The following is a 26,965-nucleotide window of genomic DNA, read 5'->3' on the forward strand; positions in this document are numbered from 1 at the left end:
ACCGGCTCCGGACCGGCGAGGGGGCATGGACCTCAACACCATCGAGACCGTCCTGCGGCCGCGCAGCCGGACCGAGCTTCCCGCCTGGACCGAAGGCGATGCCTGCCTCGGCGGAGGAACATGGCTGTTCTCCGAGCCGCAGGTCGGGATGCGGCGCCTCGTCGACCTCGCGGCCCTCGGTTGGCCCCCGCACGCGATCGATGCGAACGGCCTGACTTTGGGTGCGACCTGCACCATCGCGCAGCTCGAGCGGCTCGAACTGCCGCCGGACTGGATCGCGGCGCCGCTGGTCGGGCAATGCTGCCGGGCGCTTCTCGGCTCCTTCAAGATCTGGAACGTCGCCACCATCGGCGGCAATGTCTGCCTCGCTCTCCCGGCCGGCCCGATGATCGCTCTCGCGGCCGCCCTCGACGCGACCTGCACGATCTGGTCCGCGGACGGGACCGAGCGCCACGTCCCGGTCGTCGATTTCGTCCTCGGCCCGCAGCACAATGCGCTGAATCCGGGAGAGGTTCTCCGCAGCCTGTCGATGCCGGCTGCGGCGCTCGTGCGCCGCACGGCATTCCGCCGCATCAGCCTCAGCCCGAACGGCCGCTCCGGTGCGTTGCTCATCGGCACGCGGGCCGCCGACGGTGCCTTCGCGCTGACCGTCACGGCCTCGGTCAAGCGTCCGCTCCGCCTCACCTTCGACGGCCTGCCGAGCGCCGCCGATCTGGCCCAGACCCTCGACGACGCGATCCCGCAAGCCCTCTACCATGACGATGTCCACGGCCGGCCCGACTGGCGTCGTCACATGACCGGGCATTTCGCCGAGGAGATCCGCGGGGCGCTCGAGGCGGCGTCGCCGGGAGGGGCGTCATGACCATCACCATCACCATCAACGGTGCCGCTCATGCGGGCACGCCACGGGCCGGGCAGTGCCTGCGGACCTATCTGCGCGAGGCGGGCTGGTTCGGTGTCAAGAAGGGCTGCGACGCAGGCGATTGTGGCGCCTGCACGGTCCATCTCGACGGCGAGCCGGTGCATAGCTGCCTGGTTCCGGCGTTCCGCGCCGACGGAAGGAGCGTGACGACGATCGAGGGCCTCGCGGGTCCCTGCCGGCCCGACGATTCGGAGCCCACCGCATTCCATCCGATGCAGCAGGCCTTCTTGGGGGCGCAGGGCTTCCAGTGCGGATTCTGCACGCCGGGCATGATCATGACGGCCGCCTGCCTTGATCAGGGTCAAAAGCGGGATCTCGGCACCGCCCTCAAGGGCAATCTCTGCCGCTGCACCGGCTACCGTGCCGTGCGCGAGGCCATCGCGGGCAGCGCGCCGTCGGTGGAGAGCGGCGGCTGCGGCGATCCCATAGGCCGCAACCTCGCGGCACCGGCCGCGGCGCTGGTGGTGTCCGGGCGCGTCCCCTTCACCCTGGACGCGCCGCTCGGCGACACGCTCCATCTGAAGATCCTGCGCTCGCCCCACGCCCACGCGCGAATCGTGGCGATCGACGCCGCGGCCGCTCGCGCCGTCCCCGGCGTCGTGACGGTGCTGACCCATGCGGATTCGCCGCCGCGCCGGTTCTCTACCGCCCGCCACGAGGATCCGCGGGACGACGCGTCCGACACGCGGGTGCTCGACCCGATCCTGCGCTTCGTCGGCCAGCGGGTCGCCGCCGTGGTCGCCGAGACAGAGGCGGCCGCGGAGGCCGGATGCCGCGCATTGCGGGTGACCTACGAAATCCGCCCGGCGCTCCTCGATCCGGACCGGGCCCTCGACCCCGATGCGCCCCGGGTCCACGATCCAGGCAATTGCCCGGGGGAAGATGCGCCGCCGCTCGAACGCCACCCCAACCTCGCCGGTGAGGTGCACGGCGCGGTCGGTGACGTTGAGGCGGGTTTGGCCGAAGCCGATTTCGTCTATGCCGGGACGTTCCGGTCGCAGCGCGTCCAGCATGCCGCCATGGAGACCCATGGCTGTATCGGCTGGCGCGCCGAGGACGGTCGCCTGACGCTGCGCACCAGCACACAGGTGCCGTTCCTGACCCGGGACGCGCTGGCCGACCTGTTCGGCCTGGAGAAGGATGCGGTCCGCGTGGTCTGCGCCCGGGTCGGGGGCGGCTTCGGCGGCAAGCAGGAGATGCTGACCGAGGACCTCGTCGCCCTGGCGGTCCTGCATACCGGGCGGCCTGTGCGCTGGGAGCTGACCCGCAGGGAGCAGTTCGTCGGAACCACGACGCGCCATCCGATGCGGGTGGACGTGAAGGTCGGCGCCCGCCGGGACGGCACGCTGACGGCGCTCAGCCTCGATGTCCTGTCCGATACCGGCGCCTACGGCAACCACGCCGGCGGCGTGATCCATCACGCATGCCACGAGGTCCTGGCCGCCTATGTCTGCCCGAACAAGCGGGTCGACGGCCACGCCGTCTACACCCATACGCTGCCGGCAGGAGCCTTCCGAGGCTACGGGCTGAGCCAGACGATCTTCGCCCTCGAATCCGCTCTGGACGAGGTCGCCCGCGAACTCGGCCTCGACCCCTTCGCCCTGCGGCGGCACAACGCCGTCAAGCCGGGCGACGCGATGGTGTCGAACAGCCTGGAGCCGCACGACGTCGTGTTCGGCAGCTACGGTCTCGACCAGTGCCTGACCCTGGTGGAGGAGGCGCTGCGGGCCGATCCCGGTCCGGAGCCAGAGCCCGGCTGGCGCGCCGGGACCGGCATGGCGATGGCGATGATCGACACGATCCCGCCCCGCGGCCACCACGCCGACGCGCGGGTCAGCCTGGAGCCCGACGGATTTTACACCGTCCGGGTGGGAACGGCCGAGTTCGGCAACGGCACCAGTACGGTGCACCGACAGATCGCGGCTGCGGCGCTGAACGCCGCGCCGGAGCGTGTCCGCATCGCGGGCGCGGACACGGATGGCGTCAGCCACGATACCGGCGCCTATGGCAGCACGGGGACCGTCGTGGCGGGTCTGGCGACGCTCCGCGGCGCCGAGGCGCTCGTGGCCCGGATCCGCGCGCGAGCGGCGGAGATCGCGAACGCGGCCCCGGATTCCTGCCGCTTAGCGGGGGATGTCGTCGAGACGCCGGCCGGGCCGGTGGCGCTCGCGGCGATCGGCCCGCTCGACGCGTCCGGCCGGGCCGACGGCAGCCCGCGCTCGGTGGCGTTCAACGTCCACGCCTTCCGGGTGGCGGTCGAGCCGGTGAGCGGGTCGGTGCGTATCCTGAGGAGCGTCCATGCCGCCGATGCCGGCCGGGTGGTCAACCCGATGCAGTGCCGGGGCCAGGTCGAGGGCGGCGTCGCGCAGGCGATCGGCGCGGCGCTCTACGAGGATATCCAGGTCGCCGCGGACGGGAGCCTCGTCACGCAGACGTTCCGCGACTACCACATCCCCGCCTGCGCCGACGTGCCCGATACCGAGGTCCTGTTCGCCGACACCCACGACAGCGTAGGTCCCCTCGGAGCCAAGTCGATGAGCGAGTCGCCCTTCAACCCGGTGGCGGCGGCGCTCGGCAACGCGATCCGCGACGCGACCGGGGCGCGGCTGACCGCCACGCCCTTCGCGCCGGACAGGATCTATCAAGCCGTGGCGGCCGGCCGGACCGGGATCTCGTGATGGACCGCCCGCGGGACGCGACGCCGGCGGCCAATCCCGGCTTCCTCGAGCGCACCTTCCGCCTCGCCGATCACGGCACCAGCGTGCGCACGGAGGTCCTGGCGGGGCTGACGACCTTCCTGACGATGGCCTACATCGTCTTTATCAATCCGAGCATCCTCGGGGATGCCGGCATGCCAAGGGGCGCGGTGTTCGTGGCGACCTGCCTCGTGGCGGCGCTCGGCTCGCTGATCATGGCGCTCTACGCCAATTACCCGATCGCCCTCGCGCCCGGGATGGGGCTCAACGCCTACTTCACCTACGTGGTGGTCCAGCAGCTCGGCTTCAGCTGGCAGGCCGCCCTCGGCGCGGTGTTTATCTCCGGCGTGTGCTTCCTGATCGTCACGCTGACCGGCCTGCGCGCGCTCATCGTCGACGGGATCCCGCGCTCCATGCGCATCGCCATCACGGTCGGGATCGGTCTGTTCCTGGCGATCATCGCGCTCAAGAATGCCGGCCTCGTCGCGGCGAGCCCGGCGACCTTCGTCACCCTCGGCGATCTGCACAAGCCCGAGACGATCCTGGCGGTGCTCGGCTTCCTGATGGTGGCCGTCCTCTCCGCCCGGAAGGTCCGGGCGGCTTTGCTCTCCAGCATCCTGACCGTCACGGCGCTGAGCTTCGTCTTCGCTGGCAACACCTTCCAGGGTATCGTCTCCCTCCCGCCCTCCATTGCACCGACGCTGTTCGCCCTTGACATCGGAGGCGCCCTCTCGGCGGGCCTGCTCAACGTGATCCTCGTCCTGTTCCTCGTCGAGCTGTTCGATGCGACTGGCACGCTGATGGGCGTGGCAAGCCGGGCCGGCCTCCTGACCGATGGTCAGATGCGCCGCCTCGACCGGGCGCTGATGGCCGATTCCGTCGCGGTCTTCGCGGGCTCGCTCCTCGGCACATCCAGCACAACGGCCTATCTGGAGAGCGCCTCCGGCGTCGAGGAGGGGGGCCGCACAGGCCTCACGGCCGCAACCGTGGCGGTGCTGTTCCTCGCCTGCTTGTTCTTCGCCCCTCTGGCCGGTGCGGTCCCTGCCTACGCGACGGCGCCGGCGCTGTTCTACGTTGCCTGCCTGATGCTACGCGAACTGGTGGAACTCGACTGGGACGATCTCACGGAGGTCGTGCCGGCCTGCGTGACGGCCCTGCTAATGCCCTTCACCTACTCGATCGCCACCGGCGTTTCCTGTGGCTTCATCACCTACGCGGCGCTGAAGCTGCTCGCGGGCCGCGCCCGGGAGGTGAAGCCGATCGTCTGGGTGATCGCGGCGATCTTCCTGTTCAAGTTCATCGAAACGGGAGGGGCGCATTGACGACCGCGCGTTGCCGCGACCGGTCCGTCGCCGCCGCGTAGTGTGCCGCCGCATCCGCCCGGCGTGCAACGCCGCGGTCGTCTCGGCATTGCGCAGGCGCCGTGCGCGGACGAGAGCAGGCAGGATCGGCAGCCGAGCTGAGCCAGGGCAGTCCGGGCACCGGGCGCCTCCAAGACCGCTCAGCCTTGCGTGGCAGGTCCCATCCGCAGCAACTTGCGGATCGGGGGCTCGTCGTCGTCGATCAGGACCTTGCGGCTCATGCTGCGATGTCCCTGGGCGCGTTCTGCGCGGGAACCGGAAGGATGATGGTGAAGCAGGCGCCGCTCCGCTCCCGGCGGTTCTCGGCCGTGACGGTGCCGCCCATCGCCTCGGCGAAGCCCCGGGAGATGGCAAGACCCAGCCCGGTGCCGGCCCTGACCTGATCGCCCTTCCGGACGCGGTAGAATTTGTCGAAGACCCGCTCGACATCCGCCTCGGGCAGACCGTCCCCCTCGTCGAGCACCGCAATCCGGACCCGGTCTTCGGCCCGGCGCGCCCGCAGCGTCACGGTCGAGCCCTCGGGCGCGTATTTGGCGGCGTTGTCGAGGAGGTTGACTAGAACCTGCTCGAACAGGACCGGGTCGAGGGCGAGTGCGGGCAGGTCTGCCTCGAGCTCCACGGCGACGCGGTGGCCGGACAGGATTGTCTGGGTGCGGCGCAGGGCGGTGTCGACGGTCTCGGCCACGTCCTGCGCGGAGAGGTTCGGCGCCACCGCGCCGGCCTCGAGCCGGGTCATGTCGAGGAGGTTGGCGATGAAGCGGTTGAGCCGCTCCGATTCCTCGATGATCGTCGACAGCAGCTCCGCCTTGGCGTCCGCGGGCAGCGCAGCCTCAAGGTCGCGCAGCGTGCTGGCCGCGCCCAGAACCGAGGCGAGCGGCGTGCGCAGGTCGTGGCTGATCGAGGTGAGCAGCGCTTGCCGGAGCCGGTCGGTCTCGGCGGCGCGCTCGGCCCGGTCGAGATCCTCCACGAGCCGGACCCGCTCGATGGCGAGCGCGCCCATGTCGGCCAGGGCATCGAGGAGGCGCCCCCCCTCCGGAGACAGGATCGGTCCGGTGCCGTCGGAATCGAGGCCGATCACCCCGATCGTGCCACGCCCGGTCCGCATCGGCAGGAACAGGCGCTTGGCCCCCGGCAGCGTGTCGGCGCCGCGGCCCGCCGGCCGGTCGTTGTCGAAGGCCCACTGCGCGGCCGCGAGGTCGGCCTCGTCCAGCATGTCCTCGGGCGGGTAGCCGGCCCGGACCGTCACGGCATGGCCGTCGGGCAGCAGGAGGACGACGCGCACCTTCAGCATCGCGGCGACCTGGGCGCAGGTGGCCCAGAGCACGTCGTCGAGGGTGGCGCAGGCGGCGAGCTTCCGCGAGAAGCCGAACAGCAGCTCTGTGGCCCGCGCCCGACCCTGGCTGACCACCGCCACGCGGCGCGCGCGCGAGGCGAGGTTCGAGACCAGGACGGCCACCAGGGTGAAAAGCAGGAAGGCCGCGACGTTGGTCGGGTCGGAAATGGTGAGGGTGTAGACAGGCGGCAAGAAGAAGAAGTTGTAGGCGAGCGAGGCCGCGACGACCGCGGCGAGCGCCGGCCCGAGCCCCCAGCGGACCGCCACTGCCACGACGGCGGTCAGCAGGAACAGGTCGGCGTTCTCGACACCCGCGTAGGGCTCCGCGACCATGGCGGCGCCGAGCCCCGCGGTGGTCACCGCCAGCGCGATCGCGTAGGGCCGCGCGTCGAGCCTCGCCCGCGGCGCGGTCACCGCCACGGCGCGGCGCGGCTGCGTCTCGTCGGCGACGGCCTCGCCGGGGACGACGTGCACGCTGATGGCGCCGCTGCGCCGCACGAGGTCATGCACCACCGAGCCGTTGATCAGCTCGAACAGCCACGAGCGGTTCGCCTTGCCGACGACGATGTGGTTCACGTTGGCCGAACGCGCGTAGTCGAGCACGTCGTCGGCGATCCGGCGCCCGCCGGGCAGTGTCACGGCGTCGCCGCCGAGGCGGTCGGCCAGCCGCAGGGCCTCGGCGACCCGGTCGCGCTCCGCCTCGCTCAGCGCCGCCGCCCGCGCGCCCTCGATGGAGAGCGCCGTCCAGGGGGCGTGCAGGCGGTCGGCCAGCCGCTTGGCGTAGCGCACGAGGCCGGCCGAGCGCGCGTCCTCGCTCACGCAGACCAGCACGCGCTCGCCCGCCGCCCAGGGGCCGGCGATGGCGTTGGCCCGCATATGGCCGAGCAGTTCGTCGTCGACCCGATCGGCGGTGCGCCGGAGCGCCAGCTCGCGGAGCGCCGTCAGGTTGCCGCGGGAGAAGTAGTGCCTGAGCGCGCGCTCGGCGTGGGTCGGGACGTAGACCTTCCCGTCCTTGAGGCGCTGAATCAGGTCGTCGGGGTTGAGGTCCACCACCTCGATGTCGTCGGCCCGGTCGAGGACGCCGTCCGGCACCGTCTCGCGCACCCGGATGCGGGTGATCGACGCCACCACGTCGTTGAGGCTCTCGACGTGCTGGATGTTCAGCGTCGTGAGCACGTCGATGCCGGCATCGAGCAGCTCCTCGACATCCTGGTAGCGCTTCGGGTGGCGCGAGCCCGGGGCGTTGGTGTGGGCGAGCTCGTCGACCAGCGCGAGGGCTGGCCGGCGGGCGAGCAGAGCGTCGAGGTCCATCTCCTGGAGGACGGTGCCGTGATACGGCACCGACCGGCGTGGAATTGTCTCGAACCCATCGAGCAGGGCCTCGGTCTCGGCCCGGCCGTGCGTCTCGACGACACCGACCACGACGTCAATTCCCGCCTTCAGCCGCGCCCGGCCGATGGTCAGCATCTCGTAGGTCTTGCCGACGCCCGGGGCGGCCCCGAGGAACACCTTGAGCCGGCCGCGGGTCCGCTCCTCCCGGCGCGCCGCTGCGAGCAGGGCGTCGGGTGAGGGGCGGGGCGGGTCGCGGCCGGTCTCGGGCATCATCCCTCTACCTAGCGCTGTTCAGCGACGGGCGAGATCGTCGACGGCGAGGTTCAGCGCCAGGACGTTGACGTGCGGCTCGCCCAAAATGCCCAGTGTGCGCCCCTCGATGCGGGCGGTCACGAGGTCGCGCAGCCTGTCCTGCGGGATGTTGCGGGCCTTGGCGACGCGGGGAACCTGGAAGTAGGCGGCCTCGGGCGAGATGTCCGGATCGAGGCCGGACCCGCTGGTCGTCACGAGATCGACGGGCACCGGGGCGCCCGGATTCTCGGCCTTCAGCGCCTCGACGTCGCCCTTCACCCGCTCGGCCAGCGCCGCGCTGGTCGGGCCGAGATTCGAGCCGGAGGAATTGGCCGCGTTGTAGGGCGCCGGCACCGTCTTTGACGCGTCGGCGGGGTCCGGCGCCGTCGTCGCCGAAGGCCGGCCGTGGAAGTAGCCGGCACCGGTGAAGTTCTGACCGATCAGGCTGGAGCCGATGACCGTGCCGTCGCGCTCGATCAGGCTGCCGGCGGCCTTGGCGGGGAAGATCGCGCCGGCGAGGCCGGTCATCGCGAGGGGGTAGGCGAGGCCTGTGATTGCCGTCAGGGCGGTGAGCAGAACCAGGGCGGGGCGGAGTTGTTTGAGCATGGCAGATCTCCGAGGGATCAGTTCAGACGAGGTGGAGGGCGCCGACGGCGAGGTCGATGGCCTTGATGCCGACGAACGGCACGAGGACGCCGCCGAGGCCGTAGATCAGGAGGTTGCGGCGCAGGAGCGCGGCCGCGCCGACGGCCCGGTAAGTGACGCCGCGCAGGGCGAGCGGGATCAGCGCTACGATGATCAGCGCGTTGAAGATGATCGCCGACAGGATCGCGCTCTGCGGCGAGGCGAGGCCCATGATGTTGAGCGCCTGGAGCTGCGGGTAGAGGCCCAGGAACATCGCCGGGATGATGGCGAAGTACTTGGCCACGTCGTTGGCGATCGAGAAGGTCGTCAGCGCGCCGCGGGTCATCAGCAGCTGCTTGCCGATGCCGACGATCTCGATGAGCTTCGTCGGGTCGCTGTCGAGATCGACCATGTTGCCGGCCTCGCGGGCCGCCGCGGTGCCGGTATTCATCGCGACGCCGACATCGGCCTGGGCGAGGGCGGGGGCGTCGTTGGTGCCGTCGCCGCACATGGCAACCAGCTTGCCGTGGGCCTGCTCCTTGCGGATCAGCGCCAGCTTGTCTTCCGGGGTCGCCTGGGCGAGGAAGTCGTCGACCCCAGCCTCCGCCGCGATGGCCGCCGCGGTCATCGGGTTGTCACCGGTGATCATCACCGTGCGGATGCCCATCTGGCGCAGCTCGGCGAAGCGCTCGCGGATGCCGCCCTTCACGATGTCCTTCAGGTCGACGATCCCGAGCAGCCGCCCGTCGCGGGCGACCGCGAGCGGGGTGCCGCCAGCCTTGGCGATCTCCTCCGCGATGGCGCGGATCTCACCCACGACCTCGGTGTCCGCGGCCGGTTGGTAGGCCAGCGCGGCGCTGGAGCCGCGGGTGGCCAGGGGCTGTCCGGAGACGGAGGCGATGACGGCGTCGACCGCGCCCTTGCGGATGGACGACCCATCCAGATCGACGCCCGACATCCGCGACTGCGCGGTGAACGGCAGGAAGGTGGCGTTCAGCCCAGCCATGTCCCGGGCGCGGATGCCGTACTTCTCCTTGGCCAGTACGACGATGGAGCGGCCCTCGGGTGTCTCGTCGGCGAGCGAGGCGAGTTGCGCGGCATCCGCCAATTCCTGTTCGGAGACGCCGCGGACGGGGCGGAACTCGGTCGCTTGGCGGTTGCCGAGCGTGATCGTGCCGGTCTTGTCGAGGAGCAGGGTGTCGACGTCGCCCGCCGCCTCGACGGCGCGACCCGACATGGCGAGCACGTTGAAACGGACCAGCCGGTCCATGCCGGCGATGCCGATCGCCGAGAGCAGTGCGCCGATCGTTGTCGGGATCAGCGTCACTAACAGGGCGACGAGGACGATCAGGGGGATCGAACCGCCCGCGTAGCGCGCGAAGCTCGGGATCGAGGCCACCGCGAAGACGAACACGATGGTGAGGCCGGCAAGCAGGATGTTGAGGGCGATCTCGTTCGGGGTCTTCTGGCGCGCTGCGCCCTCCACGAGCGCGATCATGCGATCGACGAAGGTCGAGCCGGCCGCGGCCGTGATGCGGACCCGGATCTCGTCCGAGAGCACCTGCGTGCCGCCGGTCACCGCCGAGCGGTCGCCGCCGGATTCGCGGATCACCGGAGCGGACTCGCCCGTGATGGCGGCCTCGTTGACGGAGGCCACGCCCGCGATCACCTCGCCGTCGGAGGGGATCAGGTCGCCGGCCTCGACGAGGACGACGTCGCCGACCTTCAGGCTGGTGCCGGGCACGGTCTCGTAGGTGCGGCCCTGTCCCGTGAGGCGCTTGGCCGTCATCTCCGTTCGGGTGCGCCGCAGGCTGTCGGCCTGGGCCTTGCCGCGGCCCTCGGCGAGCGCCTCGGCGAAGTTGGCGAAGATCAGGGTGAACCAAAGCCACAGGATGATCTGGCCCGAGAAAAACAGGCCGCTCGCGCCTGTGACGAGGTCACGGAGGAAGAGCACGGTGGTGAGCGCGGCCACGACCTCGACCACGAACATGACCGGGTTGCGGATCATGGCGCGCGGGTCGAGCTTCCCGACCGAGCCGAGGAGGGCCGGCCCGACCAGGGCGGCGCTGAACAGGGATGAATTCTTGCGGGACATGGATTGTGTGTCCGGTGAGGGGCAAGGAGGCCCGCCACGATGGGCCGGGCCTTGAGAGTTCAGGGGGCGGCCGTGCTGAGGGTCAGTGCGTAGGCAGCCATCAGGGCGAAGCCCGCCAGCAGCACCACGCCCAGAAGGGCCAGCACGAGGTCGGAGGTCCTGAGTGGCGGCGCGCCGCCGGGGCGGTCCCGTCGCTGCGGCTGCCGGTGGAGTACGAGGTGGTGGCGCGCGAAGCGCCGGGCGGGGAGGGCGCGCGGCATCTCAGCCTCCCGTCGCGAAGGTTTGGCCGGCCGCGCCCGCGAGGTGCTCGACCACGGGGCCGAGGGCGAGCGAGGGGAAGAAGGTCAGGCCGCCGATGATCAGCACCACGCCGACCAAGAGCCCGACGAACAGGCCGCCATGGGTCGGGAAGGTGCCGGCCGACGCGGGCAACTTCTTCTTCGCGGCGAGCGAGCCCGCGATGGCGAGCACCGGGATCTTAACGAAGAAGCGCCCCACCAGCATGCTGATGGCAAACGTCGTGTTGTAGAACAACGTGTTGGCCGTCAGCCCGCCGAAGGCCGAACCGTTGTTGGCCGCCGCCGACGTGTAGGCGTAGAGGATCTCCGAGAAGCCGTGCGGTCCGGCGTTGGCCGGGCCGGCGAGGCCCGCCGGCACCACGGTCGCCAGTGCGGTGAAGCCCAGCATCATCAGCGGCAGGCAGAGGATGCCGAGCATGGCCATCTTCACTTCCTTCGCCTCGATCTTCTTGCCGAGGTACTCGGGGGTGCGGCCGACCATCAGGCCCGCCACGAAGATCGCCACGATCACGAAGACCAACATGCCGTAGAGGCCGGCACCGACCCCGCCGATGATGATCTCGCCGAGTTGCATGTTGATGAGCGGGATCAGGCCGCCGAGCGCCGTGAACGAGTCGTGCATGGCGTTGACGGCGCCGCAGGAGGCCGCCGTGGTGATCACCGCGAACAGCGCCGAGGCCGCGATGCCGAAGCGGGTCTCCTTGCCCTCCATGTTGCCGCCGGTCAGCCCAAAGCCGTTGAGCACCGAGCTGCCGTGGGCCTCGGCCCAGTAGGTGACGAGGACGCCCGCGAGGAACAGGATCCCCATGGCGCCGAGGATCGCCCAGCCCTGGCGCTCGTCGCCGACCATGCGGCCGAAGACGTTGGTGAGGGCGGCGCCGATCACGAAGATCGAGACCATCTGGAGGAAGTTCGAAAGGGCGGTCGGGTTCTCGAACGGGTGCGCGGCGTTGGCGTTGAAGAAGCCGCCGCCGTTGGTGCCGAGCATCTTGATCGCCACCTGGCTCGCCACGGGGCCGACAGCGATGGTCTGGTGGGCGCCTTCCAGGGTTGTCGCGTCGACGTAGGCGCCGAGGGTCTGCGGCATGCCCTGGGAGACGAGGAACAAGGTGAAGATCACGCAGATCGGCAGCAGCACGTAGAGGGTGGCGCGGGTCATATCGACCCAGAACGAGCCCAGGGTGTTCGCCGAGGCGCGGGCGAAGCCGCGGATCAGCGCGACCGCTACCGCCATGCCTGAGGCCGCCGACACGAAGTTCTGATGCGTCAGCCCCAGCATCTGCGACAGGTACGAGAGCGTGGTCTCGCCGCCATAGGACTGCCAGTTCGTGTTGGTGACGAAGCTGGTCGACGTATTGAACGCGAGGTCCGGCGCCACCGCGGCCTGCTCGGCCGGGTTCAGCGGCAGCACCGCCTGCATGCGCAGGATCGCGTAGAGCAGCACGAAGCCCGCCACGTTGAACAGGATCATCGCGCTGGCGTAGCCGAGCCAGGTCTGCTCCTGGCGGGAATCGATGCCCGACACGTGATAGAGCCCGCGCTCGATGGGCGCGAGCACAGGCGAGAGAGGGTTGTGCTCGCCGTTGAAGACGCGGGTCATGTACAGACCGAGCGGCTTAACGAGCGCCAGCACGACCGCGCAATAGAGCGCGATCTGCATCCAGCCGTTGAGATTCATGGGGGAAGTCCTGCAGGCCGCTCAGAACCGCTCGGGGCGGACGAGGGCGTAGGTGAGGTAGACAAGGAGCCCGGCCGTCACGAGGGCGCCGAGGGCAAGGTCGAGGGTCATGGCGGCCTCCTTCAGAGGCGTTCGCAGAGGGCGATGTAGCCGGCGGCGAGCGCGAAGAACGCGAGCCCCCCGGCGATGAAGACGACGTCGAGCATGGTGATCGGGTCCGGTTCGGCCGGCCGGCCGCAGAGGCTCCGCGACCGGACTTGGCCGGCCATGACTGTCGCCGGAAACCGCGTTAGGGTTCGAGCGAGGACCACACCGGAACTTATAAGGGCCGCGTTAGGATCGCGGGTGTCCCCGGAAGCTTGCCCGCAGACCGGCGCAGGCTTCAAGCGCCGTCAGCCGGGCAGCACCCGGGCCGAGCGCACGCCACAGGGCGGGATCCAGCCGGATGACGCCCGCTTCCCGGCCGCGGACGTCGCCATAGGAGGCCGAAGTTCTTGCAGCGGCCGGCGACGGGTTCGATCCGCCACGAAAGGCGCGAATCCGCTTGGCATCAATGACGGCGCGGGAGCGAGACCTGCGGGTCGGGCGCGCAAGGGGCTCTTCGGATCGCCCTCAGACCCGCCGTCTCTTAGGGGACCAGCGCCGGTTCGACGGTGTTCGCAACGAGCAGTGCCAGTGACAAGGCTGACCGTGGACCGTGCGCGGCGACCATCAACGCGAGGGCGCGATCGGCCCCGCACGCGGCGAGGGTACGTCGGGTGATCTGCATGCGGAGGCTCCATCCGGGCTGATGCCCGATGGCGCAATGTCTTCCGCGTCGGCCCTGAGGAGCGACGACGCCCGAGGGCCATCCGGCATAGAGATGTCATCAGGAGGTTGACCGGCGCCGCCCGCTGCTTTCGCCTGTGGCTCCGCAACGGGCGGGTCAGTCAGACCGAGATTGCTTGGATCGAGTTCGTGCAGGAAGCAGGGCGGCGAGCTGTATGTGCCGAACGCGAGGTCGTCCGCGTCCGCCGGAGGCAGGCCGGCCGGTTGGGTCGGATCTGACGGCATGATGCGGCCTCCTCCATTACAGCCGGCCACCGGCATCGCCCGGGTTCCCGCACCGAACCGAATGCCGGCTTTCGCTCCCGGTCGCGGTGCGGCCGGGTGTTGCCCTACGCGCTCGCGGGCTCGGGCTGCTCAGTCGAGCTGAACACGACCTCACCGGTCCGCTCGCAAATAACGCTCACCGATGTCGCGCCGTTCTCGCGCTTCTGGATGGGCAACTGCGCCAGGGCGTAGGCCGTCGCAGCTTCCAGGTCACACGGCCAGAGCTTGGTGAAGCTCTCGCGCTTTCCCCGACGAAAAGTGATTTTGTAAGCCATCATTTCCTCCGTTTTCACGGAAGATACACTTTCCGTGCGCGGCGCCACGTCTCATCGCGGCATGGCACCGATGCGTTCGAGGCGGAACGACGAGGATGTGTCGGGGCGGGGCCCTGCGCCGGCAAATCCTCGACGGGGATGGGACGGCAATTCTCGTACAGCTTGATCCGGAAATTGGTCCATGTAACGGTGCCCAATAATGAATTGCGTTGCTTCGGACATCGCGCATGTGCGGCTCGCATGGCAGGCCGCGAGGTCATCGAAGCACTGCTGTCGGAGTGGTCCGAGGTATGTCCCACACGCCGGCCGCATCACCCTTCGAGACGCGCAACACCGACCACCGCGCTGACATACGAAGTGCCAGTCTGCTGGATGAGAGCGGGGTCGCAAAGCAGAAGCTCATCGAGGCCATTGAAAGCAGCTCGGAGGGCTTCGCGCTATTCGATCCGGACGAGCGACTCGTTCTCTGCAACCGGCACTTTCAGGATTTCCATCCGGGCCTGGCCGCGATCATCGCTCCGGGAGTGACCTTCGAAGCCATCGCCCGAGCCGTCGTTGAAACCTGCATCGTCCGCGCGGCAGGGATGACGGTGGAGGCGTGGCTTGCGGAGCGGCTTGCTCATTATCGCGCGCCGCGTGGGCCGCTTCTCCAGCAGCGCGTCGACGGCCGCTGGGTCCAGGTCAACGAGCGTAAGACCAACGACGGCGGCGTCGTCGCGGTCTACACAGACGTGACCGAGATCAAGCGCGCCGAGCAGGTGCTCAAGGCGACGCAGGGCCGGCTGACGTATCTGCTGACCGCGTCCCCGTCGATGATCTGCAGTTTCGAGGTTGGCGGCCGGAATGCGCCGACCTTCATCAGCGAGAACGTGCGCGATCTCCTCGGCTACGAGCCGAGCGATTATCTGGCTGGGCCGGAATTCTGGCTGGAGCGGCTCCATCCCGAAGACCAGGAGCGGGTCCTGGCCGAGTTTCCGCACCTGCTCGCGCAGGGGCACAACGTCATCGAGTACCGATTCCTGCACGCGAACGGCCGCTATCGCTGGGTCCGGGACGAACAGCGCCTGCTGCGCGACTCGAACGGGCAGCCCGTCGAAGTGGTCGAGTCATGGAGTGACATCACCGAGCGCAAGGAAGCCGAGCTGGCGCTGCAGACCCAAACGGCCTTCGTCGAGCTGCTTCAGGCGGCGGCCGCGGCCGCCAACGAGGCGCCAACGGTGGAGGACGCCCTGCGCTTCTGCATCGAACGCGTCGCGCAGCATGCCGGCTGGCCCCTCGGCCACGCCCATCTGCTGGCCCAGGACGGGACGCGCACGCTTCTTCCGACCGGTATCTGGCACTGCGACGCAGCCGCGGATTACGCGCGTTTCCAGACCGCGACTGTCGCAACGCGGCTCGGCGCGGGCGCAGGCCTCGCCGGCCGAGTGCTCCTCTCGGGCGCGCCGGAATGGAGCCTCGGCGACCCGTCGCTCGCCGCGGACCCGCGCGCCCCAGCGGCGGCGCAGGACGGGATCCGGGCCGGCTTCTGCTTCCCCGTGACGGTCGGGCGCGAAGTCGTGGCAGTGCTGGAATTCTTCGCCCGCGAGGCGCCTCCGCCGGACGCCTCGCTGCTCCGGGTGATGACCAACATCGGCGCCCAGCTCGGCCGCGTAATCGAGCGCAAGCAGGCCGAGGAGAGCCTGCGTCAGGCCAAGGAAGCCGCCGAGGATGCGAGTCGCGCGAAGAGCAGCTTCCTCGCCAACATGAGCCACGAGTTGCGGACGCCGCTCAACGCGATCATCGGCTTCACCCGGCTGGTGATGCGGCGGGCCAAGGACGTCCTGCCGCTCAAGCAGTTCGAGAATCTCGAGAAGATCCTGGCGAGTTCCGAGCACCTGCTCTCGCTGATCAACAGCATCCTCGATCTCGCCAAGGTCGAAGCCGGGCGCATGGAGGTAAAGCCGTCCGACTTCGCCCTGGAGCCGGTTCTCGACCTGTGCCTTCGGACCGTTGAACCCTTGGTCAAGGACGAGGGGGTGCGCCTCGTCCGGGACGTCCGCGATCCGCCCACCGTGCTCCGCACGGACGAGGAGAAGCTTCGGCAGATCCTGATCAACCTGCTCAGCAACGCCATCAAGTTCACTGAAGCCGGATCGGTCACGCTGCGCGTCAGATCCGTCGGCGAGGCGGTCGAATTTGCCGTGACGGACACCGGCATCGGCATTCCGGCGGATGCCTTAAGCGCGATCTTCGAGGAGTTTCATCAAGTCGACAACAGCGCGACCCGGTCCCACAGCGGTACCGGGCTCGGCCTGGCGATCAGCCACCGGCTCGCCCGCCTGCTCGGCGGCCGGATCGGGGTCGAGAGTCGGGAGGGGGAGGGCTCGACCTTCACCCTCACGATCCCGCCGCGGATCGCCGGCGCTTCGGAGGTCCCGGCGATCCCGAAGCCGGCGCCTTCAGTCGTCACCACACCGCGCTCGGGCGCCAAAGTCGTGCTCGCGATCGACGACGATCCCAACGTCGTCTACTTGCTGCAGGAGAACCTCGCCGATGCCGGCTACACCGTCATCGGCGCGGCGAGCGGACAGGACGGGCTCGTCAAGGCGCGGGAGCTTCAGCCGCGGGCGATCACCCTCGACATCATGATGCCCGGCACCGACGGCTGGCAGGTGCTGCACGCGCTCAAGACCGATCCGCAGACCCGCGACATCCCGGTCGTGCTGATCTCGATCGTCGACCAGAAGGAACTCGGCTTCCGGCTCGGGGCGACCGACTACATCGTGAAGCCCTTCGAGCGGGAGGCCCTGATCGGTGCGCTCGCGCGGATCGCGCCCGACAATGAGCGCGTCCTCGTGATCGACGACGACCCCAACGTGCCCGACCTCGTCCGCCAGCTGCTGGACTCAGAGCATTGCACCGTCGATTGGGTGGCAGACGGGGCCGCCGGCCTGGAGCGCATCGCGCAGGCCCGCCCGAGCGTCATCTTGCTCGATCTGCTCATGCCGCGGATGGACGGCCTCGCCTTCCTGGACGCCCTTCAGGCGGATCCCTCCGCCCGGGACATTCCCGTGGTGGTCCTGACCGCCGCGTCCCTGGATTCGGCGGAGCGCGGCATGCTGCGGGACCGCGTGCTTGGATTGATCGACAAGAGCGGGCTCGACCGGGCGGCCCTGGTCCGCGAGGTTCGCCGCGTGCTGCCGGTCCTGGAACGCGAGACGGCCGACGGTGGCCGATGATGTCGCGCAAGAACCGCACGCTGCAGTCCGCACGGTCCGGGATCAGGCCATGAAGCGGATCCTCATCGTCGAGGATGTCGCGCTTAATCGCGATCTCCTCACGCAGTTGCTCGAAGACGAGTACGAGATCCTGATCGCGGTCGACGGCGCCGCCGGCGTGGAGATGGCGGTTGCGCATCGGCCCGATCTCATCCTGATGGACCTGTCGCTGCCGCTCCTTGACGGCTGGGAGGCGACGCGCCGCATCAAGGCCAACCCGCCCACCGCCGCTATTCCCGTCATGGCGATCACCGCCAACGCGATGACCGGCGACGAGGATCGCGCACGGGCAGCCGGCTGCGACGACTTCATGACCAAGCCCGTCGACGAGGATCTGCTCTTCGCCAAGCTGCAGCACTGGCTCGGTTGAGCGTGCGCTCGCCTCGCGCCAGGAAGGGGAGGACCCGTGGAGCCAGCCCGCATCCTGATCGTCGACGATGAGCCGTTCAACCTCGATCTGCTGGAACAGGAGCTGGAACTCCTCGGCCACACGAGCGTGCGAGCGGCCAATGGGCGGGCCGCCCTCGATCGGCTAGGCGAGGAGCCGTTCGACCTCGTCCTCCTCGACGTGATGATGCCGGCTCTGGACGGCTACGCCGTGCTCGAGCGGATGAAAGCCCACGAGGTCTGGCGCCATACGCCAGTCGTGATGATCTCCGCGCTGATGGAGATCGGCAGCATCGTCCGGTGCATCGAACTCGGCGCCTTCGACTACCTGCCCAAGCCCTTCGAGCCGGTAATCCTGGAGGCCCGCGTTCGGTCCTGCCTCGAGCGGAAGCGGGCGCATGACCGCGAGGTCGCGCATCTGCGCACCATCGAGCGCGAGCGAAAGCGCGCCGACGAACTCCTGCACGCCATCCTGCCGGTCTCAGCGGTGACGGAGCTGATGGAGACCGGTCAGGTCAAACCGCGCCTGTTCGGCGACGTCGCCGTGCTGTTCATCGATCTCGTCGGTTTCACCACGTGGTGCCACGACCAGGGCCCGGACGTCGTCGTCGCGGAGATCCAGCGCCTGGCGGAAGCCTTCGAGGTCGTCGCGCAGGCGCGGGGCCTTGAGAACATCAAGACGATCGGCGACGCTTTCATGGCCACGGCCAACCTGCTGCGGCCCCACGCCGATCCGGTCTCCGCCGCGATCCGTTGCGCGGCCGACATGGTCGCGATCGCGGCCGATGGCGCGCCGGGCTGGCGGATCCGCGGCGGTATCCATATCGGACCGGTCGTCGGCGGGATCGTGGGCCGGACCAAGTTCACCTTCGACCTGTGGGGCGATACCGTGAACGTCGCCGCACGGCTCGCGGGCCTCGGCGACGGCTGTGCGCTGCACCTGTCGCGCGAGGCGTTCCAGCGCCTGCCGGATCAGCGAGACGTCAAGCCAATCGGTGCGGTGACGCTCAAGGGCAAGGGCGCGGTCGAGGTCTATTGCCACGCGCTCGGGCCCGGCGATCCGGCCCCCACGTGAACGCCGCCGGCCGCGCGGCGCGGCTGCCGGCGGCTGTTCGGATTGCACAGCAAGAAGCGGGATGCGGCGTTCCGGTGCACGCCTTAGGGCACGTCCAGGAGGTGCCCGGATGACCAGATTTCGATGCGTTCCGATCGCGACGGAGACCACCGATCGCTTCCGTCGAACCGGCACGGATGATCGCGGCAACGGCATCCGGCGGATCGAGGCGACGGCAGGTGGCCAGTTTCCCTGCAGACATTGTCTGCGGCTCGCGGAGCCCGGGGAGATGATGCTGCTGGGATCGTACGATCTGCCGCAGCCGCTCGGCATCTACTGGACCCCGAGTCCGATCTTCCTGCACGAGACGGACTGCCCGCGCAGTGAAACGGTGGACGTGGTCGCTCCGATCGTTCGTGCCAATCCGCTGGTATCGATCCGCGCCTACGATACCGACGACCAATGTCTCTACGATCTCGGACAGGTCTGTTCCGGCCGCGATGTCGTGGATCCACTTCAGCGGGCGCTCGGCGATCCGCGCACGCGCTTCGTCAACATCCACACGGCCCGGCCCGGCTGCCTGCTGACGCATGTGGAGCGCGTGGCAGACTGAGGGCAGCACTTCCCAACTGCGAGCTTCGGAATACCCCACCGGCTATTCGTGCGGTCGGGCCTGCCGGAGGCCGATCCTCAGGCCGCGGCGTGGAGCGTCTCCTGCGCGTTGAGGAAGGCGACCACGGCGGCGGCCGGGATCGGCTTGCTCAGTAGATAACCCTGAACTTCCGAGAATCCGCTCGCCCGCAGCCGAGCAAGCTGCTCCGGCGTCTCGACGCCCTCGGCGGTCGTCGTGATCTTCAGGATGCGGCCGAGTTCGGCCACGACGTGGACGATGGCGGCGGCCTCGTCGGTCTCCAGGAGATTTCGGACGAACGACTGATCCAGCTTGATCTTGTCGAAGCGGAACGTGTTCAGCGAACTGAGCGACGAGTATCCGGTTCCGAAATCGTCCATCGAGAACCGCACGCCAAGCCGGCGCAATCGGCTCAGCATGTCCAGGCTCGCCTGATCCTGGCTCAGGATCACCGATTCCGTGATCTCGAGCTCCAGGCGGTGGCTCGGCAACCGGGTCGTGCGCAGAATCTCCTCGACGAATTGGTCGAGGTTGCCTTCACGGAACTGGATCGGCGAGATGTTGACGGCGACACGCAGGTTTCCGGGCCAAGTCAGGGCGTCCGAGCAGGCCAGTTTGAGCACGTAGGCGCCGAGGGCATCGATCAGTCCCGTCGCCTCGGCGACGGGAATGAACTCGCCGGGCGAGATCATCCCCCGCTCAGGGTGATGCCAGCGGGCCAGGGCCTCGAAGCTCGTCACCGCGTTCGTCGTCAGGTCGAACAGCGGCTGATAGTGCAGCTCGATCTGCTCGTCTCTGATCGCCAGCCGCAGCTCACGCTCCAGCCAACGCCGCTGGTTCTGCCGTTCCTCCATCTCCGGCTCGAAGACGCGGACGCGCCGTCCGCCATCGGCCTTGGCGGCGTAGAGGGCAACGTCCGCGCGGCGCAGGAGATCGTCGCCGTCGGCATCCTCTGCGGAGGAGACGGCGATTCCGAGACTCCCGTCGACGGACACGAACTGGCCCGCGAGAAGGAACGGGCGCCTGAGCTGGACCAGGATCTCCTCCGCCAGGGCGAGGACACCCTTCGGCAGATCGGCCTCGAACAGGATGATGGCGAATTCGTCGCCACCAAGCCGCGCGATCGTGCCGCCGGGCGGGCACAGGGTGGTCAGGCGCCGGCCGACCTGCCGGAGCAATTCGTCGCCCGCCGGGTGGCCGAGGGTGTCGTTGATGCCTTTGAAGTCATCGAGGTCGAGGCAGATCACGGTGAATGCACGGCCTTCGCCCGCATAATCCGCGAAGGCCGCCGCGAGGCGGTCCGCGAGCAGGATGCGATTCGACAGGCCTGTCAGGGCATCGTGGGTGGCCAGATGGGTGATGCGGGCCTGGGCGGTGACGCTCGCGGTGACGTCCTCGTGCGTTTCCACCCAGCCACCATCCGCCATCGGCTCGACGGTGATCTCGACGCACCGGTCGTCCGCGAGGGTCTTCGTCAGGGTCCGGCGGACCGGGCCACCCTCGGCGCTCGACCAATCCGCGAGACCGGCGAGCCGGCGGACCTCAGCATGCGTCGGTTCTGCCTCCAGCTCGTCCCGCGCGATCCCGTAGATCCGGCAGAATTGCGCGTTGAAGACCTTCAGGCGGCCATGGAAGCCGAACATGCACAGGCCCTGGGACATGTTGTTCAGGGCCGCATCGAAGCGCTCGTTCTGCTCCTGAAGCTGTCGCTCCCGATCCGTCAGAATCGTGTTCTGCCGGAAGACATCGTCGCGCAGCTGATCGCGCTCGGAAAGGGAATGTTCGAGCACGACGACGGCGCGGGCGATGTCGCCGACCTCGTCCGCGCGATCGATGTCGGGCACGCTGACCTGCCAATTCCCACGTGCCACTTCGGACACGATCTGGGTGACGCGCACGAGCGGACGCGTGATCCGGTTCGACAAGATGAGGAGGACTACGGCGACGAGGCACAGCGTGAGGCAAGCGGCGACGCTGAGCGTCCTGAGGAGTGACCGGGAGCTTTCCTCGCCGATGCCGACGACCTTGCCGGTCAGCTGTTGCAGCTCCCGCAACGGCGCCGCGACGCAGAGGCGGATATCAGGCACCTGAGGAATGCAGCGGGCGACCTTCTCGGCACCAATGACGGTGTGCAGTTCCGCCCGCGACGTGCTCCCGAGCTGGACGGCGCTGTCGGCGCCAGCCGAGGAGAGGAGGTTCTGCCCCGCCAGGATGAAAACGTCGCGTCCGCTCAGCGATGCGAAGGCCGTCATCAGCGGCTCGTGCCGCCGCAGCACACGATAGCCGACGAGTCCGCCGATTACCTCGCCGAAATCGTCGAACACGGGCCGGCCGAAGACATCGGCCACCGCACCGGATTCTTCGGCGGCGAGGGCTTTCGAGAGGCCGTCATTCCAGCGCACGGACATGGCGAACCCGGTCGGGTGCTCCCGATCGTTCCGGGCCATCACGGCACGCAGGGCTGCGGCGATGGGCGTCGTTTCTAAGGCCGCATTGGCGGCGAGGAGATCCGCCTCGACGCGGTCTGCAGTCAGGGCACGCAGATTGATGTCGAAGGCGATCGCGCCATCGAGATCGGCGAGCGTGAGGGCTGGCCTCATGAGTTCCGAGGCCGCGACCGTGTTGCCGGAGAACACGGCCTTGGCCACGTCCCAGCGCTCCGCCATGGTGGCGAAGCGCCGCTCCACGTCCTCGCGCTGCATCTGGAGCCGGGCGGCGGCAAGCTTGGCATCGCTGAAGAGACGGTCGGAAAGCTGGGCCTCGGACCAGGTCGAGACTTCCTGGGCCTGGTCGCGCAAGGTCTGTCCCGAGCGGAGAACCACGAGGAAGACCAGGGCGGCGAGCGCGATGGCGGCCGTCGAAAGCGTGGCGCCTACGAGGCGCGCGCGCAGGGATCGCGAGAAAACGGTCCCGGTCACGGCCTGAGCGGGGCAGCACCCCGCTCCGCCATCACCTGCCCGGCGCGATCGGAGGTCGCGAAGGCCAGGAAAGCGGACGCCGCCGCATCCCGCGTAGAGGCCTTGTAGATCAACGCGAGGGTCACGGCGCTGGGATAGGCCGGATCACGCGGCGCCCTTCCGTCGATCGCCAGGACCTCCAGATCGCCCGCGAGCGCGGGAGAATAAGGGCCGAAGCCGATCGCGCCCGGCGTTTCCCGCACCGTCGCGATCGCGTCCTGGGTGGTGGTCGCAGTCTTCGAGCGGCTGGTCAGGGCGAGGTCGCGCCATCCCGGCATGGTCGCCCGGAGCACCGACAGGGTGCTATCCGACTCCTCGCGCCGAACCACCCGGATCTTGAGATCCGGTCCGCCGAGCGCGGTCCAATTGTCGATCGTGCCCGCGAAGATCGCCGCCACCTGCGCGCTCGTCAGGCTCCGGACGCCGACACCACGATGGACGAAGATCGCCGAGGGAATGCGCGCCAGCGGTACCTCCACGAGGCCCTGCGCCTTCTCCGCCTCGGAGAGCGGACGCGCCACCCGACCGAGCTTCTGACGCTCGCCGCCCACGGCCGCCACGGCACCGCCCGAGCCGATGCTCGGCGGGACCGATACGCGAGCGTCGCCGGCCTCGGCATTATAAGCGGCCGCAATTGCCTGGAGCATCTCGATCCCGTCGCCCGTTCCGACGATCGGCAGATCCTCGGACCGGGCGCCGGCCACGTGCGCGAGGAGGACGAAGCCGCCTGCGATGACGCTTCGGAAATTCACGAATAGCGGTATCATTGCCGCAGAATGCGACTCGAATGCTTAACTCGACGTCACCGGATACCTTGACCTGAAGGTTTGGTTGACGATCTGCTAGGCGACAGGTTCCGTTTTGGCGGTTCGATGACCCGACACGCGCTGCAGGAAGCGCTGGAAGAAGTTCGTGTCGGACGGTTGGCTCCCGGTCGGACTGCGGTCTGCCGCGTAGAACGGATCGGCGTAGCAGGTGGCACCGGAAGCCGCCGCCAGAAACTGGACTGCCGCGACCATCTCTGGCGCGCCGGCCGCGAGAACGGTGTCGTCCCGCGTGAGCATCGGCATATGGAGAGTCGGACGCCCGGCCCGGGCGTCCGAGGGCGGGTTGCTGCCGCTGCAGGTCAGGATCGTCGCCGCGCCGCGGTCGCGCAGCCAATCCAAAGCCGGACGCATGTAGAGGTTCTGCGGGTGGCGTGCGCCGGCGACGACGAGCAGGTCGCGCTCCGGCTCACGCAGGCGGCTCGCCCGGGCGACCGCCCAGGCCGGTGCCCAGCCGACGCCGGAGGAGACGATGACGAGGCGCCCGCGCCCGAGCCGGTGAAAGGCGCTCCCGAACGGGCCCTCGACCTTCACCGCCGTTCCCGGTCCGATCCGTTCCCCGAGATGCGGCGACACCGCGCCGCCGGGCTGTCGGCGGACCTGAAAGATCAGCTCGTTCAGTTCGCCGGAACCGTCCGAACGCAGCGTCGGGCTGTAGTCCCGTGCCGGCAGTCCGGCGAAGGAGACCCGGACATACTGCCCAGGGAGATAGGTGAGCCGCTTGCGCAACGCCACCGTGACCTCGACGATCTCGGCAGTGAGATCGATGATTGTGTCTACGGTACCGGCACGCCGGACGACGTCGGGAACCTCGTCGAATTCGATGACGGTGTCGACGGTCAGGCGCGCCCGGCACGCCTGAACGGTGTCGCCGATGCGTGTGCCGGCCTCATCCACCGCGCCGGAATGGATCCGGACGCGACAGGTGTCGCACTGGCCGGTGGCGCAGTCGTGCGGGATGGCGCGCCCGGCCGCCAGACCCGCATCGAGCAGGGTCTGTCCGGCGCTGGCGCTGATGCGCCGGCCGTTGATAACGAGGTTGACGTGATCGGCCATGCCGCGCTCCCGCCTCAGCGCAGAAGGACTTCGACCGGCCGCATGTGTCGCGTATGGCGCGTCTGCGTATGGTCGAAGGCCGAGACGTACAAGTAGAACAGGTTCCCGGGCAGGAAATCGACATCGTACTTGCTGCCGGTCGCGATCTTGCGCGATGCCACCAGCGTCCAGTGGTCATCCGCCCAGTCGGCCGCCGCCGAGATGCCGGCGCGATCGCCCGTATAGCCATCGGTGATGAGCACGCCCGGCATGACCGTGCCGACCGGTATCTCTGCGTCGGCCGTAGCGGAATACGGTACCGTCTCACTCTTTTCGACCATCCACCACGTCGAACCCGGCGCGGTGCTCGCATCGAAGGCGAGGTCCACGGTGCCGAGCTTCGCCACCGTCGCGCGCCAGTCCTTGGGTAGCCGCAGCGGCTCGACGGCGCCCTCGTAGCCGCCGGGGCCCTCGAACCGGAAATTGTAACGGTACATGCTCGTGCCAGGGTCGCCCCAGTAGCCCGCTTGGTAGCGGCCCTTCACCATCCGCTCGGCGGCGGTCGGCTCGGTGGGCGGCCCGATGTGCATGTCCTCGACAACGCCAAGCATGCCGCCGCGGGCCGCCTTCCACTGCCACATGTCGATGTAGCTGCCGTCGGTGGTGTAGTGGTAGCCGCGGCCGTTCAGCGGCGCGGGGGCGTCGGGGAGGGGGCGGGCGCCGAGATGGGTCGCGCCGCCGCTGCCGAACGCGTCGGAGCGTGAGAAGATTACCGCGAGCTTGTCCTCGTAATAGCCGGTCACGTCCGCGCGCGCCGCGTTCGCGTCGAGGAGGTGCCAGCCGTCCGCCTTCTTGACCATCGGGACGCGCTTCAGCGAGCGCGACGGGTCCCACCAGCGGAAGGCGAAGTAGACATTCGCGTCGTCGCGTACGGCACGGATCTCGACGGTGGTCTCACCGGTACCGCCGAAATTGGCGCCCTGCATCGTCCGGACCGACACCGGCCGGGCGGTGCGCCAGACTGGGTCTTCGAGGAGCTTCTTGAGATCGGGCCCGGCCGACACCTTGTCGACGACAAGCGTGGAGCGGCCTTTCACATCCGCGAAGGCCAAGCCGCCAACGACCGGGAGACCGATGATCGCGGCCGCCAGCAGAGGCCGTCGGCGCCGCGCGGCGCCGTCCGTCAGGGCAGCGGGGCGGAACAGCCGCAGGAGCTGCCACAGCCCGCCATACATGAAGTGTGCGAGGGTATGGACCGCGATGTAGCCGAGGGCCACCAGCGCGCAGGTGGCGTGCAGCCAGACCACCCAGCCTCCGTAGCCGAGATAAAGCGCGACGCCGGTGCCCGTCAGGATGAGCGTGACGGCGTAGATGAGCCAGTGCAGCGCGACGTTGATGCCGCCCCACCGCGCCTTTCGCGCCGCCTTCGTCCGACCGCTGACGCGCAGGGCGCGCAGGCGCGACAGACCGTTGCGATCCATGAGACGCCCGCGCACGAGGTAGACGAGATAGGCGGTGATTCCGAAGAACAGCGTGAGCCCGGCGACGAAATGGACGGTCCAGACTTCCCCCTGCGGAAGAAACGGCGCCAGGAATTTCGCGGTCCGCGCAACAGGGGCGTCGGCGGAGATGCGCAGACCCGTGACCAGGCTCGCGATCATCGCAACGGCAACGATCCAGTGAATGAGGATCGTTCCGGTATCGGAGCGGGGATGTCGGTCGGTCTGTGCTGTCGGTGTGGCGCGCCAACCCGAGGCTGCTTCGGCACCGCCCGGCGGATGCGGTGAGAGGGTCAGCGGTTCCGACATTCGATCCTCCGCATCATCGCCGCAAATTGGATGCGCCACGTTAGAAGTTTGTAAAGCATGTTGCCGGCCGCGCGATATAGCCGAGCTTTGCAATCTAGAATTCTCCGCGAATATGCTTAACGGGGCATTCCGCGAGCGCTGAAGGGATGGTTTCGCGTGGCATTGCGCTGCTCGGAAACCGTCGGTGCCGTCGCGAATTTGAGCAGGGCGGACAGCTTGTCGGCCCAGAGCTTCGTCTCGCAGGTCGTCCGAACCGCAATCCTGCTGTTCGACGGCCGAGCGAGCGATCCGATCCTGCTTCCAATCAATTGGCAGGGCGCGGTACGATTTCCTCACGGCTCTTCAGCGTTCCGCTCCGCCAGAGAGCGAGCGGATACTTCCGAGCACTTCGCGCGTCTCGCGAGCCGACCGTTGGGGCGGCCGCTGGCGAGCCGCCCGGCAGCACCATCCGACTCCGCCGGGCCGATGGCGATCAGGCCAGATAATCGTGAAGCACTTCGCCTTGAGGCAGCGCGAAATCGACGATCTGAAGCCGGCCACGCCTGATCCGGCGCACCGGAAGGTCGGCCACCCGGCAATTGACATCCGGAATGAGGTGAAGCCTGGTGTCGCCTTCCCAGGCGCCGCGCATGACCACGTCCCGGAGGCGGTAACCGACGAGCTGAGCGGCCTTCGGCGTGCCATCGACGTCGGGGATCAGTTTCAGAATGACATTGAGGTGACCGATACCCTCTTGCAGCGCGTCGAGGCGGCCCTCCGGGCTGCGATGCCTGTACGTCATCGTGCCCATGGCGACGCGCTCGTCATCGTAGTGCAGTGTTCCGATCAGCGTGTCCTTCTTCAGGGCTAGCCGCGGGATTCCATGCTTCATCGGAAAGCCTCAGATCCCTCACCCGGCCGTGATCGGCGGCTCATCGTCGAGATACATCTGCACCGAGAAATTGCAGGGCGGTCCCTTATAGCTGGCAACGATCGCCGGGCCGCTGACCCATGTCGGGCCTCCCCTCGCGACTT

20 protein-coding genes and 1 pseudogene are annotated in these 26,965 nt (G+C 68.9%); 7 read left to right on the forward strand and 14 right to left on the reverse strand.

The features are described 5' to 3' along the window. Positions 1-25: 25 nt before the first annotated feature. The 3 genes from CIW48_RS05470 to CIW48_RS05480 are packed head-to-tail and all read left to right on the forward strand — an operon-like array spanning position 26 to position 4,940. On the forward strand, positions 26-862 hold the full coding sequence (locus CIW48_RS05470) for an FAD binding domain-containing protein (RefSeq protein WP_149309800.1): 837 nt from the start codon (positions 26-28) through the stop codon (positions 860-862). Positions 863-864: 2 nt separating this feature from the next. Beyond that, positions 865-3,600, forward strand: a complete 2,736-nt coding sequence (locus tag CIW48_RS05475; protein WP_149310087.1) for a molybdopterin cofactor-binding domain-containing protein — start codon at positions 865-867, stop codon at positions 3,598-3,600. Beyond that, on the forward strand, positions 3,600-4,940 hold the full coding sequence (locus CIW48_RS05480) for an NCS2 family permease (RefSeq protein ID WP_149309802.1): 1,341 nt from the start codon (positions 3,600-3,602) through the stop codon (positions 4,938-4,940). Before CIW48_RS05475 ends, CIW48_RS05480 begins: the two co-directional genes overlap by 1 nt. 182 nt (positions 4,941-5,122) lie before the next feature. Here the strand turns inward: CIW48_RS05480 and CIW48_RS33820 are convergent. From CIW48_RS33820 to CIW48_RS05515, 9 genes and pseudogenes are all read right to left on the reverse strand, one after another. Further along, positions 5,123-5,200 (reverse strand): annotated as a pseudogene (locus CIW48_RS33820) (DNA-binding response regulator); the annotation flags it as partial. Beyond that, positions 5,197-7,914: a sensor histidine kinase KdpD gene (locus tag CIW48_RS05485; RefSeq protein ID WP_149309804.1), complete on the reverse strand. Its 2,718-nt coding sequence runs from the start codon at positions 7,912-7,914 to the stop codon at positions 5,197-5,199. The pseudogene CIW48_RS33820 and the gene CIW48_RS05485, both read right to left, overlap by 4 nt. Positions 7,915-7,935: 21 nt before the next feature. Next, positions 7,936-8,541, reverse strand: coding sequence for a K(+)-transporting ATPase subunit C (locus tag CIW48_RS05490; protein WP_149309806.1), 606 nt, complete (start codon positions 8,539-8,541; stop codon positions 7,936-7,938). 22 nt (positions 8,542-8,563) lie between these two features. After that, positions 8,564-10,654: a potassium-transporting ATPase subunit KdpB gene (gene kdpB / locus CIW48_RS05495; protein WP_149309809.1), complete on the reverse strand. Its 2,091-nt coding sequence runs from the start codon at positions 10,652-10,654 to the stop codon at positions 8,564-8,566. 59 nt (positions 10,655-10,713) lie between these two features. Then, entirely contained in the window at positions 10,714-10,914 is a 201-nt protein-coding gene (locus CIW48_RS05500) for a hypothetical protein (RefSeq protein ID WP_149309811.1), read from the reverse strand. A gap of 1 nt (position 10,915) precedes the next feature. Then, positions 10,916-12,631, reverse strand: coding sequence for a potassium-transporting ATPase subunit KdpA (gene kdpA, locus CIW48_RS05505; protein WP_149309813.1), 1,716 nt, complete (start codon positions 12,629-12,631; stop codon positions 10,916-10,918). A 21-nt stretch (positions 12,632-12,652) separates the two neighbouring features. Next, positions 12,653-12,742, reverse strand: a complete 90-nt coding sequence (locus CIW48_RS05510; RefSeq protein WP_017484418.1) for a K(+)-transporting ATPase subunit F — start codon at positions 12,740-12,742, stop codon at positions 12,653-12,655. Positions 12,743-12,753: 11 nt separating this feature from the next. Further along, on the reverse strand, positions 12,754-12,900 hold the full coding sequence (locus CIW48_RS33125) for a hypothetical protein (RefSeq protein ID WP_173009182.1): 147 nt from the start codon (positions 12,898-12,900) through the stop codon (positions 12,754-12,756). An 888-nt stretch (positions 12,901-13,788) separates the two neighbouring features. After that, a complete protein-coding gene (locus tag CIW48_RS05515; protein WP_091777616.1) occupies positions 13,789-13,998 on the reverse strand; it encodes a hypothetical protein in 210 nt (69 codons plus the stop codon). Between the two features lie 290 nt (positions 13,999-14,288). Here CIW48_RS05515 and CIW48_RS05520 point away from each other — a divergent pair, with 290 nt between their 5' ends. The 4 genes from CIW48_RS05520 (at position 14,289) to CIW48_RS05535 (ending at position 19,309) form a co-directional block, all read left to right on the forward strand. Beyond that, positions 14,289-17,216 carry a response regulator gene (locus CIW48_RS05520; protein WP_149309815.1) on the forward strand — a complete coding sequence of 976 codons (2,928 nt, stop codon included), beginning with the start codon at positions 14,289-14,291 and terminating at the stop codon, positions 17,214-17,216. Positions 17,217-17,265: 49 nt separating this feature from the next. Then, positions 17,266-17,625, forward strand: coding sequence for a response regulator (locus CIW48_RS05525; protein WP_091777618.1), 360 nt, complete (start codon positions 17,266-17,268; stop codon positions 17,623-17,625). Positions 17,626-17,661: 36 nt separating this feature from the next. Next, positions 17,662-18,717: an adenylate/guanylate cyclase domain-containing protein gene (locus CIW48_RS05530; protein WP_149309817.1), complete on the forward strand. Its 1,056-nt coding sequence runs from the start codon at positions 17,662-17,664 to the stop codon at positions 18,715-18,717. A gap of 109 nt (positions 18,718-18,826) precedes the next feature. Then, on the forward strand, positions 18,827-19,309 hold the full coding sequence (locus CIW48_RS05535) for a DUF1203 domain-containing protein (RefSeq protein ID WP_149309819.1): 483 nt from the start codon (positions 18,827-18,829) through the stop codon (positions 19,307-19,309). Positions 19,310-19,386: 77 nt separating this feature from the next. On the opposite strand, the gene CIW48_RS05540 is transcribed toward CIW48_RS05535, so the two are convergent. The 5 genes from CIW48_RS05540 to CIW48_RS05560 all read right to left on the reverse strand — a co-directional run bounded on the left by CIW48_RS05540 (position 19,387) and on the right by CIW48_RS05560 (position 26,822). Then, positions 19,387-22,245, reverse strand: a complete 2,859-nt coding sequence (locus CIW48_RS05540) for an EAL domain-containing protein (protein WP_149309821.1) — start codon at positions 22,243-22,245, stop codon at positions 19,387-19,389. Continuing rightward, complete coding sequence (locus CIW48_RS05545; protein ID WP_246695133.1) at positions 22,242-23,036, reverse strand: substrate-binding domain-containing protein; 795 nt, start codon at positions 23,034-23,036, stop codon at positions 22,242-22,244. Before CIW48_RS05545 ends, CIW48_RS05540 begins: the two co-directional genes overlap by 4 nt. A 90-nt stretch (positions 23,037-23,126) precedes the next feature. Next, positions 23,127-24,164 carry a 2Fe-2S iron-sulfur cluster-binding protein gene (locus tag CIW48_RS05550; protein WP_149309825.1) on the reverse strand — a complete coding sequence of 346 codons (1,038 nt, stop codon included), beginning with the start codon at positions 24,162-24,164 and terminating at the stop codon, positions 23,127-23,129. Between the two features lie 14 nt (positions 24,165-24,178). Continuing rightward, the gene (locus tag CIW48_RS05555) at positions 24,179-26,287 is read right to left on the reverse strand and encodes an ethylbenzene dehydrogenase-related protein (protein WP_246695134.1); all 2,109 of its coding nucleotides are present in this window, start codon (positions 26,285-26,287) and stop codon (positions 24,179-24,181) included. A 136-nt stretch (positions 26,288-26,423) separates the two neighbouring features. Further along, the gene (locus tag CIW48_RS05560; protein ID WP_246695135.1) at positions 26,424-26,822 is read right to left on the reverse strand and encodes an acetoacetate decarboxylase family protein; all 399 of its coding nucleotides are present in this window, start codon (positions 26,820-26,822) and stop codon (positions 26,424-26,426) included. Between the last annotated feature and the right edge of the window lie 143 nt (positions 26,823-26,965).

It is taken from the genome of Methylobacterium sp. P1-11 (assembly GCF_008329595.1).
Lineage (GTDB): Bacteria > Pseudomonadota > Alphaproteobacteria > Rhizobiales > Beijerinckiaceae > Methylobacterium.